Raw genomic sequence first — 13,875 nt, 5'->3', positions numbered from 1 at the left:
CGAGTGCGGATCGCACCGTTTAACCACCCGCGCTGAGCAGTCCCGGCAATGACAGCGGGCGAGACGATCCGCGGGTTGCTCGAGTTGACGCGGCCGGTGAACGTGATCGCGGCGAGCGTGCTGCCGTTCATCGGGGCGTTCGTCGCCGGTGGCGTCACCGAGTATCCCCTCGCGGTGGCGGCTGCGGTAGCTGCGACCGGGCTGGCGGTCGGTGCCGGGAACGCGATCAACGATTACTTCGACCGGGAGATCGACCGGATCAACCAGCCTGACAGGGCGATCCCCCGCGGCGCGGTGAGTCCGCGCGGGGCGCTCGCGTTCAGTCTCGTCCTCTTCGCGGGCGCGGTCGCGCTCGCACTCACGCTCCCCACGGCAGCGCTCGCGATCGCGGCGATCAACCTCGTCGCGCTGGTGGCCTACACCGAGTTATTCAAGGGGTTACCGGGGCTCGGCAACGCGCTGGTCGCCTATCTCGTCGGGAGTACGTTCCTCTTCGGTGCCGCGGCAGTCGGCGATATGGGGCCCGCCGTCGTGTTGTTCGTCCTCGCGGCGATCGCGACGCTGACCCGCGAGATCGTCAAGGACGTCGAGGATATCGATGGCGACCGCGAGGAGGGGCTGAACACGCTCCCGATCGCGGTCGGCGAAGAGCGCGCACTGATCGTCGCCGGCGCCTTGATCGTCATCGGCGTCGTCGCGAGCCCGATACCCTTCCTGCTCCGTTACTTCGGCGTCGCGTACCTGCTCGTGGTGCTCCCGGCGGACGCGATCATGTGCTATGCGGCCTACGAGAGCTTCGAGGACCCCACGGCCGGGCAATCGCATCTCAAGTACGGGATGTTTCTCGCCGCGCTGGCGTTTATCGTCGGTCGAGCGGCGGTGACGATCCCGGCCGGTCTCTGAACCCACTCGCGATGATTTTCGACGAAGAGAGCGGACACAACCAGTGTGAATTAGCATCGGTTGTGGCTCTACAATCAAAAGTAATATAAGCTGGATCACGCATTCTCATAGCAACGCCGGAGTAGCCAGCGGACCCAGCAATGGACGTCACTACGGCTGATGGATGTGAGTATCTGGTATGTATGACCTCGCCGATGTCATTCCGGACGCCGAAATCGATCCGGGGACGAACCTGCTCGTCGCGGGCCCGCCACTGACGGGGAAGCGACAGATCGCGTTCGATATCCTCGCGAGCGGTGCCAATCACGGTGACGGATCGATCGTCGTCACGACGAAAGACAGCGCCGACAAAGTTCTCGAGACGTTCACCGACTCCGTCGACGCCAGCGCCGATTCCAACATCGGTGTCGTCGACTGTGTCACGAAACAGCGCGGGATCGGCACGGTCGACGACGACCCGCGGATCAAGTACGCGTCCTCGCCCGTCGATATGACCGGCATCGGGATCAAGCTCTCCGAGTTCCTCCAGGAGTTCTACGAGGACCGCGGGCTGACCGAGAACCGCGTGCTGCTCCACTCCGTCTCGACGCTGCTCATGTACTCGAACCTCCAGACGGTGTTTCGCTTCCTCCACGTCTTCACCGGTCGTATCCAGAGCGCCGACGCCATGGGCGTCTACGTCATCGACTCGACGGCCCACGACGACCAGACGATGAACACGCTCAAACAGCTGTTCGACGCCGTCATCGAACTCGAGGAGCGTACCGACGGCGAGGAGCCCGAGATTCGGACGGCCGGCCTCTCGACCTGAGACGCATCCACACCATCACCCCGAGACGTCTCTCGCTTCCTGCTGGACCACGAAACGTTTCACTGCCGAGTCCGTACGCTCGCGTATGCCTGTCGATGCGACTGACGACCTCGAGGACGTGTTCGCGTACGAGACCATCGCCGTCGTCGGCTGCTCGAGTACGCCCGGCAAGGCGGCCCACGACGTGCCGAACTACCTGCTCGAACAGGGCTACGACGTGATCCCGGTCAACCCCTTCGCCGACGAGATTTTCGGCCGATCGGCGTACGACTCGCTCGCGGACGTCGAGGAGGAGATCGACGTCGTCTGTCTCTTCCGCCCCAGCGAGGAAGTCAGCGAAATCGTCGACGCGGCGCTCGAGCGCGACGACGTCGACGTCGTCTGGACCCAGCAGGGGATCCGCGACGACGAGGCGGCGGCCCGCGTCGACGACGATGGTCGGACGGTCGTTCAAGACCGGTGTATGATGGTCGAGCATCGCCGACTCGCGGCGTGACCGATCGCCGAGTCGGATCGGAGAAATAGCGATGTCAGGCCGTCGTCGCCGCACGCCGCTCGAGCGTCGCGAGCGCCTCCTCGAGCGAGGTGCTCATGACGCCGTCGGCAACCGTCGCGACGTGGGTGAGCGCGACGAGCACGTCGGCGAGCGGATCGGCCGGGAGATCGACGACGGCATCGGTCAGCGTCTCGGGGTCGACGGCAGCCACAGTCTCGGAATCGGCAGCTGCACCGAACGGGAGGCCGGCGACGACCGTCTCGGCAGCACGACGCCTCGCCGCCTCGTCACCGGCTACCTGCGCGCGGATCTCGCGCTGCCGGACCGGCGGCACGGTCTGTGCCACCGGAGTCGAACAGACCGACTCGCAGTACCACGTCAGCGCCCGATGCACCGCGTCGAGCATCGCCTCGTTCGACCGGTCGATGGATCCCGCGAGGTCGCGAACGTCGGCCTCGAGTTCGGCTCGTCGCTCGGCGAGTAACGCTTCGAGTCGTCGAGGCGCGTCCGACTCGAGGAACGACTCGACCGCGGCAGCCGTCGAGTCGGACGCGGAGAGGTCGCCGTCGTAGAGCGCGATCGGGACGTTCGCGACGCCGTTAGCCACGTCTTCCGGAAGGTCTTCGACGTCGTCGACGACGGTGAGAACGAACATGGCGGTTCTGGTGATCGTCCGAAGCCGCTCGAGGTGGCCCTCCGAGTAGCCGTCACTAGCGCCGATCAGCGAGACGGCGAGATCGGCCCAGACGGCCCCGCGCTCGTCGACGCGAGCAATGGCATCCTCGAGCGTCGCCGTGGCCGGCTCGACCGCCTCCTCTCCGAGTTGACCCCGTCCGATCTCTCGGACCGTCTCCAGGACGGGCGACAGATCGATCTCTGCGGGGAGCGAGTTCGCGGCCTCGAGGACGCTCGTAAAGGCGAGATCGCCGAGCGTGACGTGTTCGTTCAGTCGGCGCTTTCGATCCCCCGCCCAGTCGTCGGCCTCGTCGATCGCGTCGTCGTGGAGGCTGCTCGTGACGAAGAGGGTCGTCGGGATCGAGGCCAGCGTCGCCGCGAGGTCATCGTCGTCGGTCTCGAGGACGACGGCGGCGTACGTGAACGCCCCGAGCAGGCCGCCCTGGGCGGCGTACGCCTCGTACTTCGTCCGAACGGCGGGGGAGAGCTCCCGTTCGGAGGGAAGATGATCTATCGGTCGGGCCATATATTCGCCAAATAGTGATGCGTAATCAGTGTACTGATACCGTACTCGGCCAACGAAGACTGTTCCCTCCTGATTCAGTTGGATATTGTTCAGAGTAAATTTAAATATATGACGTGGATATGTTCGAGGAGATGCCACCTACAACGGGTGAACATTCATATCGTGATTTTATCGACGTTCAGCAGCCGATGTGTGCACACTGGGTGTGAGCGTTTGCGGGAATCCACTTCTTTCCGGACGCTAACCATCGGACAGCGACGAATACGCTCGAATATCTCGTCGAACAAAACGGTGGGCCTGCGACCGAACTCGTTCAACGAGATATCGGACGAGTCGTTCTACTTTCGAAATATGCACGTACCCTACACTCAGATATTCGATTCAATACGCTCTGGGTTCGTGACGAACTGTTCGACGTTTGGTATCGGTATTTTACGCGAGTGCTGACGGGACAATTGGAGCGACGTCGTCCTCACGAGCCAACGACGGAGATGTTAGATGCCTGCCTCCAAGACGTTCGAGGAACGCTGGCAGAACTGGGCAACTGAATACTGCAGTGGAAGAAGCCGTCCAACAGGTTACTCGGAATCGCTATCGGTCGTGGAGCGACTGCTGCCAACGCGCCCCATCTCACGATAGATATCCGCTTTACGCTGACGAAGTTCACGCATCCTGCTGATCGCTTCTTCGTTCATTACGTTCCAGTCTACTCCGTCAACGGTATAAAATTGTACTGGTTGTATTGGATGTCTGGACTGCCCTCATCGGTAATCAGGAGGTATACGGATCGTCTCGAATCGCAGATATAGTAGCCACTGAAAGTCACTGCACACCCGATCGCAGGACATCATTGCGATCGGTGTGTAAATCGTTTCAATTGTTACTATACCGTTCAGCCCTCCCACTCCTCGAACGACCGGTAGATCCCCTTCGAGAGGTAGCGCTCGCTCGAGTCCGGAAACACCGTCACGACCGTCTCGTGTGGCGCATCGATATCTCCGTCCGAAATCGCACGAGCAACCCGTTTCGTCGCGACGCTCGCGGCCCCGGCGCTCGAGGCGACGAGGTGGCCCTCCTCGCGAGCCAGCCGTTTGAGTTCGTCGTGGGCGTCCCGGTCGGAGACGGCGTGGACGGCGTCGACGAGATCGGGCTCGAACAGTTCGTTGGTTTCGATGTTGTGCGTCCCGATCCCTTCGGTCTTGTACTCGCCTTCCTCGCGGTCCTCGTCGAGGAACTCCCCGTACAGCGAGCCCTCGGGTTCGACGGCCGCGACGTAGGTGTTCGGGTCCTGCTCGCGTGCGTACCGCGCGATCCCCATGAGCGTGCCCGCGGTGCCACAGCCGGCGACGACGGCCCCGACCTCCCCCTCGAGCGCCTCGTAGATCTCGGGCCCGGTCATCGCGTAGTGGGCCTCCGTGTTGAGCGGGTTCGAGAACTGCTGGGGGACGACGGCGTCGTCGAGTTCGGCGGCCAGTTCGTGCGCCCGTTCGATCGCCCCGCCCATGCCCGCGTCCGTGGGCGTGTTGATGATCTCGGCGTCCAGCGCGGCCATCAGCTGCTGTTTCTCCAGGCTGAAGCGTTCCGGGACGACGAAGATCGCCTCGAGTCCCAGCTGTTTAGCGGCGATAGCGAGTCCGATACCCGTGTTCCCCGCGGTCGGTTCGACGATCGTCCCGCTCTCGGCGACGTCGCCGCGCTCGAGCATCTCTCGGAGCATGTATCGGCCGATGCGGTCTTTCACGCTCGCTCCGGGGTTGAACGACTCGAGTTTCGCGTAGCACCGGACGTCCTCGGGACCGTCCTGGAGGGCGACGAGCGGCGTCCGACCGATCGTCTCGAGGACCGAGTCCACCGGCTGCTCGTGGGTCGTCATCGTGCTGGCAAAAGTTGCCCCTGCTGTTAGGTTTTACTCATCGACCGCGCGCCGCATGCGGGTGACTGACGGGCTACTCGGCCGTCGCGTCGGTCGCTTCTGCGTCGCCGGCGTCGTCTTCGGCGTCGGCGACTGCCGCGTCGTCGGTGGACGCTGCATCAGCGTCGTCCTCGGCTTCGGCCTCGTCGATGGCCGCTTCGGCGAGGATCTGCTCGCCGTCGATTCCCTGTTCTTCCGCGATCGCGAGCAGGAGAGCGCGCTGTTCGGTCAGTTGGTGGTCGATACCTTCGACCGTATCGTGAGTGTCGTCGACCTCTTCCTCGAGGCCGATGATGCGCTGCTGGAGCTCCTGTACCTGTTTGTACATCGCTTCGGCGCGGTCCGACAGACCCTGAATCTTCTTTGCAGTGCTGCCAAGTCCCATGTGTAGGTGATGTGTTGGCTAACTAATGGGCCTTTTCCTCCGTCGATCGGTCGGGAGTTCCCGTCGATCCGGATTTGCTGTGCGAAACAGTACCATGATTCGTGAAATTTATTACGAACCGCGGACAATCACCAACTGAATTCGAGGTGATCAGCGATGGTGCTCCGACCGACAGCAAGCACCTGGAACCAGGGCCTCGACGTACCGTCCCGACTGTTCAGTGAGCGAGGAAGCAGCGACTACGAACTGTACGAGGAGGACGGCGAGTTCGTCCTCACGATCGACATGCCGGGCTTCGAGACCGACGAGATCGATCTGGCGTGGGACGACGGCACGCTGAACGTCGCCGCCGAACACGTCGACGACGACCGCGGTCGCAAGAAGACCTACCACCGGCGATTCCGGTTCCCGAAAACCATCGCCGACGAGGAGGTCAGCGCCGAGTACACCAACGGCGTCCTCGAGGTCCGGCTGCCGACGGCCGACACGACCGTCCAGGGTCGTGAGATCCCGCTCGAGTAACGCCGTCGGCGTTCGACTCCCCTCCCCGATGTCGCACCGCTACCCGGACACCCCCGGTGAACCGCCAGTTCCGCGTCACGTCGTCGGTGCAGCATCGTTGCCGTCGAGCGGCTGGTGAGACGGCGCACGTTCTGTCGGTTCGCGCGCCGACGGCCGTGACTCGAGCCAGACACGAGTCTCCCTCGAGTAGCCATGCGACTTCGCGTACAACCACTCGACGGACGAAACGCGGGAAGCGGCCTGGCAGCGATCGACCGCGAGACGATGGATGAACTCGGCGTCTCGAGCGGCGAGTTCGTCGCGATCGAGGGCCGCGACGGTCGGGTCGTCGCGCGCGTCTGGCCCGGCCGCTCCGAGGACTCCGGTCGGGGTATCGTGCGCATCGACGGCCAACTGCGACAGGCCGTCGGTGCTCGAATCGACGACGCCGTCTCGGTCGAACCGGCCGATGTCGAACCCGCCGAGCGCGTCACGATCGCGCTGCCCGAGAACGTCCGTATCCGGGGCGATATCGGCTCCTACCTCGAGGACAAGCTCACGGAGCGAGCCGTCAGCCCCGGCGATCAGCTGTCGATCTCGCTCGGCTTCGGGCTCCTCTCGAGTCGCTCCGGTCGACGGCTGCCGATCACCGTCGTCGACACCGAGCCCGGCGAGACGGTCGTCATCGAGAGCGGAACCGAGATCGAGGTCGCCGAGCGCGACCCCGAGCGACTCGCCGTCGAAGCCGAGGGCCCGCTCGAGTCGGGCGAAGACGACGGCGTCGGTGGGACCGAGAGCCCGAACGTCACCTACGAGGACGTCGGCGGACTCGACGACGAACTCGAGCGGGTCCGCGAGATGATCGAGTTGCCGATGGCCCACCCCGAACTGTTCAGAGCGCTCGGCATCGAGCCGCCGAAGGGCGTCCTGCTCCACGGGCCGCCGGGCACCGGCAAGACGCTCATCGCCCGTGCGGTCGCCAACGAGGTTGACGCCCACTTCCTGACGATCTCCGGTCCGGAGATCATGTCGAAGTACTACGGCGAGTCGGAAGAACAGCTCCGCGAGGTGTTCGAGGAGGCCGCGGCGAACGAGCCCGCGATCGTCTTCATCGACGAACTCGACTCCATCGCACCCAAGCGAGAGGAGGCCGGCGGCGACACCGAGCGCCGCGTCGTCGCCCAACTCCTGAGCCTCATGGATGGTCTCGAGCAGCGCGGGGAGATCACCGTCATCGGGACGACGAACCGCGTCGACGACATCGACCCCGCGCTGCGCCGTCCGGGCCGGTTCGACCGCGAGATCGAGATCGGCGCGCCCGACGCCGCGGGCCGCGAGGAGATCCTGCAGATCCACACCCGCGGCGTGCCGCTGGCCGAAGACGTCGACCTCGAGCGCTACGCCGAGAACACCCACGGCTTCGTCGGGGCCGACCTCGAGAACCTCGCCAGGGAGGCCGCGATGACGGCCATGCGCCGCGTCCGACCCGAACTCGACCTCGAAGACGCCGAGATCGACGCCGACGTGCTCGACGCGATCGAGGTGACGGCCGACGACGTCAAGTCCGCCCTTCGCGGGATCGAACCCTCCGCGATGCGCGAGGTGTTCGTCGAGGTCCCCGACGTCACCTGGGACGACGTCGGCGGTCTCGAGGACGCGAAAGAACGCCTCCGCGAGAGCGTTCAGTGGCCGATGGAACACGCCGACGCCTACGAGCGGGTCGGTCTCGAGCCGGCCAAGGGCGTCCTGCTTCACGGTCCGCCGGGCACCGGCAAGACGCTGCTCGCGAAGGCCGTCGCCAACGAGTCCCAGTCGAACTTCATCTCGGTCAAGGGCCCCGAACTGTTCGACAAGTACGTCGGCGAGAGCGAGAAGGGCGTCCGCGAGATCTTCAGCAAGGCCCGCGAGAACGCCCCGACGATCGTCTTCTTCGACGAGATCGACGCCATCGCGAGCGAGCGCGGGAGCGGCGTCGGCGACTCCAACGTTGGCGAGCGCGTGGTCTCGCAACTGCTGACCGAACTCGACGGCCTCGAGGAACTCGAGGACGTCGTCGTGATCGCGGCCTCGAACCGGCCCGAACTGATCGACGACGCGCTCCTCCGGCCGGGCCGACTGGACCGCCACGTCGCGGTCGACGAACCCGACGAGGAGGCGCGCCACGAGATCCTCCAGATTCACACCGCGGACCGGCCGCTTGCGGACGACGTCGACCTCGGCGCCCTCGCGAGCGAAACCGAGGGGTACACCGGTGCGGACCTCGAGGCCGTCTGCCGCGAGGCCGCGACCATCGCGGTCCGTGACCACGTCCGGGCCGAGGCGGTCGGCGAGGAGCGCGACGTCGACGAGATCGAACTCACGGCCGACCACTTCGAGCGGGCGCTCGAGGCGGTCTCGTCCGAGTCGGCCGGCGAGTTCGAATCCGGTCCCGACGCGGGGGCGTTCGGCGACGCTCCCGAGGAAGGCGAGAGCGAAGCGTAGGAACTCGAGCGGCCAGTCGGTCGCTTTCGCTGCCGGTTACGCCGCGCTCCCGTTCTCGAGGAACGCCGCGCTCGCGGTGTTGAACGCCTCCGGCCGATCCTGATTGACGAGGTGGCCCGACTCCGAGAGCTCGAGGCGCTCGCCGGTCGCGACCTCCGAGACGAGTTGCGCGCCCTGCTGTTTGACCAGCGGAGCCTCCTGTTCGCCGTGGACGACGAGCGTCGGCGTCTCGACGTGCGAGAGGTTCGCCGGCTCGTACCGGTAGAGCGCGCCGAACACCTTCCGGAACTCGCTGCGAGAGATGTCGCCGACGGCGTCCATCGCTTCCGAGCGGACGTCGGGATTCACCGAGAGCCACCGCTCGCCGGTCGTCGCCTGAATGGAGTACAGCATCGATCGGAACGTCGTCTGCGGGCCGGTCATCGACAGCGACGTCGACAGCGCCGGCAGCGGCGACAGCAGGGGTTTCATCATCGGCGGCATATCCATCGGCGGCATCGATCGCACCGCGCCGCCGAGGATCGCGCCCGCAGCGTGGTCGGGGTGGCGGTCCATGTACTCCTGGACGACCATCGAGCCGAGCGAGAGGCCACAGAGGATGGGGTCCTCGAGATCGAGTTCCGAGAGGAGTGCCTCGAGATCGTCGGCGAAGAGTTCGATCGAGTACCGGTTCGGCTCGGTCGCGCCCGTCTGGCCGTGGCCGCGGACGTCCATCGTGATCGCCTGATACTCGTCGTCGAAGCGTTCTACCTGTGGCTTCCAGGCCTGCCCGTTCATCCAGCCGCCGTGGATGAAGACGAGTGGCTGGCCGTCGCCGCGTGTCTCGTACCAGAGCGTGCTGTCCTCGAGAGCGAGTTCTGCCATTGACAGGTAGTCGGTCGCCGCACGTATAGGTCGCGGGGTTGCAGGTCGTTCGAGTAGAGATCCGTCGTTGTACGAACGAACGAATCGGCCCCGCTTTCGGACGGATTCAGGTGAAGGCGAGTGTCCTGCTTTCGCTGGCGGCTGTGATTTCCACGTCCTCCCCAGCCGATTCGCTCGTTGCACTCACTCATCCACTGGAAGACGCTTCGCGCCTTCCAAGCCGTCGTTCACTCCGTTCACGGCGACCTCGCACGGCTTCGCGCCGTGGCTCACTGTTCGTTCGCCACGGTCCAGCGCGCGCCACCGAACGTGGCTCGAACAGTCCGGAGCAAGGTGTTGAACTGGAGACGAGCGATACTCGAGGAGCGCCCTCACTGCTCCCGACCGGAGCCGACCCACCGATCCCAGAAGCTTTCGAACTCGGACTCGTCCTCGGTGATCCGCTCCCACTGAGCGAGACCGCGCTCCTCGCGGGTACCCGGAATCGTGTTGTCGAGAACGAGGGCCGCGAGTCCGCCGACGGCCATCCCCGTCGAGCCGATGATGAAGACGATGTCGACGACGGCTTCCGCAGCCGTCTCGAGCCAGCCCGGATACCCGGCGAGTGCGGCCTCGAGACCGACCGCGTCGCGGAACGCGAGCGTCGACTCGAAGTTACCCATGTAGGCGGGGATCGCCAGGCCGACGAACAGCGCGAAGCCGATGACGAAGGTGTTCCTCGAGGAGTCGAGGTCGACGTGGCGGAGGTTCGAGATGCCGACGGCGACGATCTGGGCGAACATGGCGATGAACAGGCCGCCGACGATGGGGTCCGGGATCGTCGCGACCAGCTGGCCGAAGTAGCCGATGAAGCCGAAGATCAGCATGACGACGGCGCCGAGCTGGACGACGTACCGGGAGGCGACGCCGGTCAGGCCGATGGCGCCGATGTTCTCGGAGTACGAGGTCGAGCCGCCGGTGCCCATGATCCCGGAGAAGACGTTCATCAGGCCCTCCATTCCGATGCCGTGGTTGATTCGCTTCTCGCTCGGCGCCGCGGAACCGGTCAGGTTCGCCACGGCGTAGTAGTCGCCGATGCTCTCGACGATCGAGGCGAGCACGCCCGCGAACATGCCGACGACGAACGCGGTCGTAAACTCGGGCATTCCCCACTGGAACGGGTAAATCGGCAGGAGCGGCTGCGTGTCAGTGACCCGCTCGAGCGGGACGTAGCCGGGGTGTTCGCTCCCGAGAACGGCGTCGATCGACAGCGGGCCGAGCGTCCAGTCGGTCGAGAGCGCGGCGGCGACGACCCAGGCGATGCCGATCGCCAGGATTACCGGATACAGACGGAACGCCTTGTGTTTGACGTCGAGGTACTGTGAGAACAGCAAAATCAGGCCGAGGGTCAGTCCGAGGAACAACCAGCTCTGGTTCGCGCCGGTGATCTGGGGCGCGTCGAACAGCGCCAGTCCGATCAACGCGATGGTCGGTGCGATAACGACCGGCGAGAGGAAGCGTCGAAGCTTCCCTACCAGACCGAAGTACCCCATCGCGACCTGAACCGTCGCGGCGACGATGATCGCGCCCTGTAACTGGAGCAGCGCGGCCCGCCAGTCGTCCCCACCACCGACGCCGCCGGCGGTGACGACGGCGATGATCGCGAGCGCGGGAGCGAGCATCGAGAACGGCGCGCCCTGAACGATCGGGTAGCGGTTCCCGAACGTCGTTTGGGCTAACGTCGCGATCCCGCTCACGACGAAGAAGGTGCCGATGAACTGGGCGGTGACCTCGGGATGTTCCGTCATCCCCATCGCCTCCGCCAGGATCAGCGGCACCGCGATGTTCGCTCCGACCATCGTCAGGTAGTGCTGGATCCCCAGCACCGCCGATTCACCCAGCGGCGGCCGGTCGTCGATTCCGTACTCGATATCGTCGCTGGCCTCGCGGTCGCCCCCCGCGCCAGCGTCCCTGGTCGTCGATTCGTCCCCCTCGTGACTCATCTCGTCGGATAACGGAAGAGCGAGGTCAAATGAATGTTGATCCGTCTCGAGTGTCTCGAGCCCGAATCAGTTCGATGACGCGTCCGAGGCAGCGCGATCCGCCGCGGTACGGACCGTCTCGGCCGACAGCGACGACAGGTCGACCAGTTCGCCGTTAGCTTCGGTCGCGACCATCTCCGAAAGCCCGGCGCGCGAGTCGTCGCCCGCGTCGACGACGATCACGGTCGCATCGTCTGCCGCGAGGCCGCGTGCGGCCCGCCGCGTCGCCTCGGTCGGACTCCCGTCGGCGACGTTCGCCCGCCCGTCCGTCACGCAAACGATGACCGAAGCGTCCGTCTCCGCCCGCTCGAGCACCCGTCGCGAGCTCTCGAGGCCCGCCGGAAGCGGCGTTCGATCGCCCGAGGGCAACTCCTTCAGGTGGCGCGCGGCCAGCGAGACGCTGTCGGTCGGCGGGAGCAGGACTTCCGCGTCCTCGCCCGCAAAGGCTACGAAGGCGACCTGATCGCGCTGTTCGTAGCTGTCGCGGAGTAACTCGAGGACGACCCCCTTCGCGGTGCGCATCGCGGGTCGCATCGAGGCGCTGGCGTCGACGGCGAAGACGATGGTCACCGACGTCTCGCCGGCCCGAACCGACTGTCGGAGGTCCTGCTTGCCGACTCGAGACTCGCCGCGGGCCGCAGCAGAGCGCACCGACGCCGCCGCGTCGATGGGGCCGTCGCCCGAGGCCGGTTCCGTTCTCACGCGAGCGCCGCGGTTGGTGACGCTCGGGGTCGTGCTGGCTCGAGCGCCGCCGGTTGCGGTAGACTGGCTGCTCTCAGCCTCCGCGGACTCGAGGTCGGGTGCCCTCGCCTCGCCGACGCCGGCGATTTCAGCGCGCTGCTGGCCGGGAACGAGTGGTTGGGCTTCGTCTTCCTCGCTGTCATCGCCGCTGTCATCCGGGTCGGAGTCACTCGAGTCGTCAGTGCTGTCGTTCTCGCCACCCTCATCGGGACCGGTTTCGGCGGGCGACGGCTCGCCTCCGGACGGTTCCTCGCCGTCGTCAGGTCGCCGTTCGGGCCCGGAGTCGCTCGAACCACCGTCACTCTCGTTCGGTTCGTCGGTTCCGTCGTCGCCGTCTTCGGATCCAGAACCGGAGTCGCCACCGCGGTCGTCGTCACTCCGCTCGTCGCCGGACTCGTTTCCCGTCTCACCGCCGTCCGCGTCGTCTCCGGTTTCGCTCCCGTCTTCACCCTCATCAGACGCCTCGCCGTCGTCACCCTTCTCGGGTGACTCCTCTTCGAAGCGATCCTCGAGCAGGTCCTCCAGCTCCGGTTCGTCCTCGAACGGCGTGCTCCGGAGTCGGTGGGGAAGGGTGTAGCTCGCGGCTTCGTGGACGTCCGATCGGATGACCGCCGTCCGGCCCTCGAGTGCGGCCAGCGTCATCGCGGTTCGGGCCGTCGCCACGTCGCCGCGGTGCCCGTCGACGCCGGCCTCGAGGCAGAGGTGAGCGATTTCTTCTTTGAAATCGGCGGGGAGGGAGACACTCGAGAGTCGCTCGCGGGCCGCGGCCAGGGTCTCACGGAGGGCCGCCGTCTCGTCGGCGTACTCGGTCCACGGACCGGACTCGTCGGTCCCGGTGCCGGTGACGGAACCGCCGGACTCGAGCGCTCGGTCGATGATTTCGACGCGGTCCTCGACCTCGCGGCAGCCCTCGACGGTCGCCTGGAGGGCGAACCGATCCCGCAACTGGGGCCGGAGATCGCCCTCCTCGGGGTTCATCGTGCCGATCAGGGTGAAGTCCGCGGGGTGTGAGACGCTGATCCCGTCGCGCTCGACGGTGTTGACGCCGCTTGCAGCGGCATCGAGGATGACGTCCACGAGGTGATCGTCGAGCAGGTTGACCTCGTCGACGTAGAGGATTCCGCGGTGGGCGCGGGCGAGCAGGCCGGGATCGAAGTCGGCCGCGCCGGCGAGTGCGTCTTCGACCGAGAGGGTCCCGACGACGCGGTCTCGAGTCGCTCCGAGCGGCAGGGTCACGAGTGGAACGGGACGCGTTTCGACGGGCAATTCGTCGCGGTCGCGCTCGCGGCAGTCGGCACACTGCAGGCTCGAGTCGTCGGGCGCACAGCCGTACGGACAGTCCGCGACGGCCCGCTGCTCGGGGAGGAGATCCACGAGTCCCCGAACAGCGGTCGACTTCGCGGTGCCTTTCTCGCCGACGATCAGGGCCCCGTCGAGGCCGTCGTTCGCCGCGACGGCGAGCAGCACGCGCTTCAACTCGTCCTGTCCGACGATCGCCGGAAAGGGGAGCGACGACAGCTTTTTGCCCCCAGCGTCTGCAACCATACTTGAGCTAATAC

Annotated in this window: 11 protein-coding genes; 5 read left to right on the top strand and 6 right to left on the bottom strand. The window is 65.8% G+C overall.

Annotation, left to right across the window (positions count from 1 at the left end; genetic code table 11):
- Nucleotides 1-48 precede the first annotated feature (48 nt).
- The 3 genes from ACSFC7_RS10590 to ACSFC7_RS10580 all read left to right on the top strand — a co-directional run bounded on the left by ACSFC7_RS10590 (nucleotide 49) and on the right by ACSFC7_RS10580 (nucleotide 2,210).
- Nucleotides 49-903, top strand: coding sequence for a geranylgeranylglycerol-phosphate geranylgeranyltransferase (locus ACSFC7_RS10590; RefSeq protein WP_436347674.1), 855 nt, complete (start codon nucleotides 49-51; stop codon nucleotides 901-903).
- Nucleotides 904-1,081: 178 nt separating this feature from the next.
- Nucleotides 1,082-1,714: an RAD55 family ATPase gene (locus tag ACSFC7_RS10585; RefSeq protein ID WP_436347673.1), complete on the top strand. Its 633-nt coding sequence runs from the start codon at nucleotides 1,082-1,084 to the stop codon at nucleotides 1,712-1,714.
- A gap of 85 nt (nucleotides 1,715-1,799) precedes the next feature.
- A complete protein-coding gene (locus tag ACSFC7_RS10580) occupies nucleotides 1,800-2,210 on the top strand; it encodes a CoA-binding protein (protein ID WP_436347672.1) in 411 nt (136 codons plus the stop codon).
- 34 nt (nucleotides 2,211-2,244) lie between these two features.
- Here ACSFC7_RS10580 and ACSFC7_RS10575 read toward each other — a convergent pair whose 3' ends face one another.
- From ACSFC7_RS10575 to ACSFC7_RS10565, 3 genes are all read right to left on the bottom strand, one after another.
- Nucleotides 2,245-3,411, bottom strand: a complete 1,167-nt coding sequence (locus ACSFC7_RS10575; protein ID WP_436347671.1) for a hypothetical protein — start codon at nucleotides 3,409-3,411, stop codon at nucleotides 2,245-2,247.
- 892 nt (nucleotides 3,412-4,303) lie between these two features.
- Nucleotides 4,304-5,284: a PLP-dependent cysteine synthase family protein gene (locus tag ACSFC7_RS10570; RefSeq protein WP_436347670.1), complete on the bottom strand. Its 981-nt coding sequence runs from the start codon at nucleotides 5,282-5,284 to the stop codon at nucleotides 4,304-4,306.
- Between the two features lie 73 nt (nucleotides 5,285-5,357).
- Entirely contained in the window at nucleotides 5,358-5,708 is a 351-nt protein-coding gene (locus ACSFC7_RS10565) for a DUF5798 family protein (RefSeq protein ID WP_436347669.1), read from the bottom strand.
- A gap of 156 nt (nucleotides 5,709-5,864) precedes the next feature.
- Between ACSFC7_RS10565 and ACSFC7_RS10560 the strand changes: the two genes are divergently transcribed.
- Together ACSFC7_RS10560 and ACSFC7_RS10555 are read left to right on the top strand one after the other, a co-directional pair.
- The gene (locus ACSFC7_RS10560) at nucleotides 5,865-6,230 is read left to right on the top strand and encodes an Hsp20/alpha crystallin family protein (RefSeq protein WP_436347668.1); all 366 of its coding nucleotides are present in this window, start codon (nucleotides 5,865-5,867) and stop codon (nucleotides 6,228-6,230) included.
- A 192-nt stretch (nucleotides 6,231-6,422) separates the two neighbouring features.
- Nucleotides 6,423-8,690, top strand: a complete 2,268-nt coding sequence (locus ACSFC7_RS10555) for a CDC48 family AAA ATPase (RefSeq protein ID WP_436347667.1) — start codon at nucleotides 6,423-6,425, stop codon at nucleotides 8,688-8,690.
- A gap of 36 nt (nucleotides 8,691-8,726) precedes the next feature.
- Here the strand turns inward: ACSFC7_RS10555 and ACSFC7_RS10550 are convergent, their stop codons facing one another.
- From ACSFC7_RS10550 to ACSFC7_RS10540, 3 genes are all read right to left on the bottom strand, one after another.
- Entirely contained in the window at nucleotides 8,727-9,554 is an 828-nt protein-coding gene (locus ACSFC7_RS10550; protein WP_436347666.1) for an alpha/beta fold hydrolase, read from the bottom strand.
- 371 nt (nucleotides 9,555-9,925) lie between these two features.
- Nucleotides 9,926-11,536, bottom strand: coding sequence for a uracil-xanthine permease family protein (locus ACSFC7_RS10545; RefSeq protein WP_436347665.1), 1,611 nt, complete (start codon nucleotides 11,534-11,536; stop codon nucleotides 9,926-9,928).
- 66 nt (nucleotides 11,537-11,602) lie between these two features.
- Nucleotides 11,603-13,861, bottom strand: a complete 2,259-nt coding sequence (locus ACSFC7_RS10540; RefSeq protein ID WP_436347664.1) for a VWA domain-containing protein — start codon at nucleotides 13,859-13,861, stop codon at nucleotides 11,603-11,605.
- Between the last annotated feature and the right edge of the window lie 14 nt (nucleotides 13,862-13,875).

Origin of the sequence: Natronorubrum halobium (genome assembly GCF_051351675.1) — an archaeon.
Lineage (GTDB): Archaea > Halobacteriota > Halobacteria > Halobacteriales > Natrialbaceae > Natronorubrum.
This window is presented reverse-complemented; position numbering and strand designations above follow the sequence as displayed.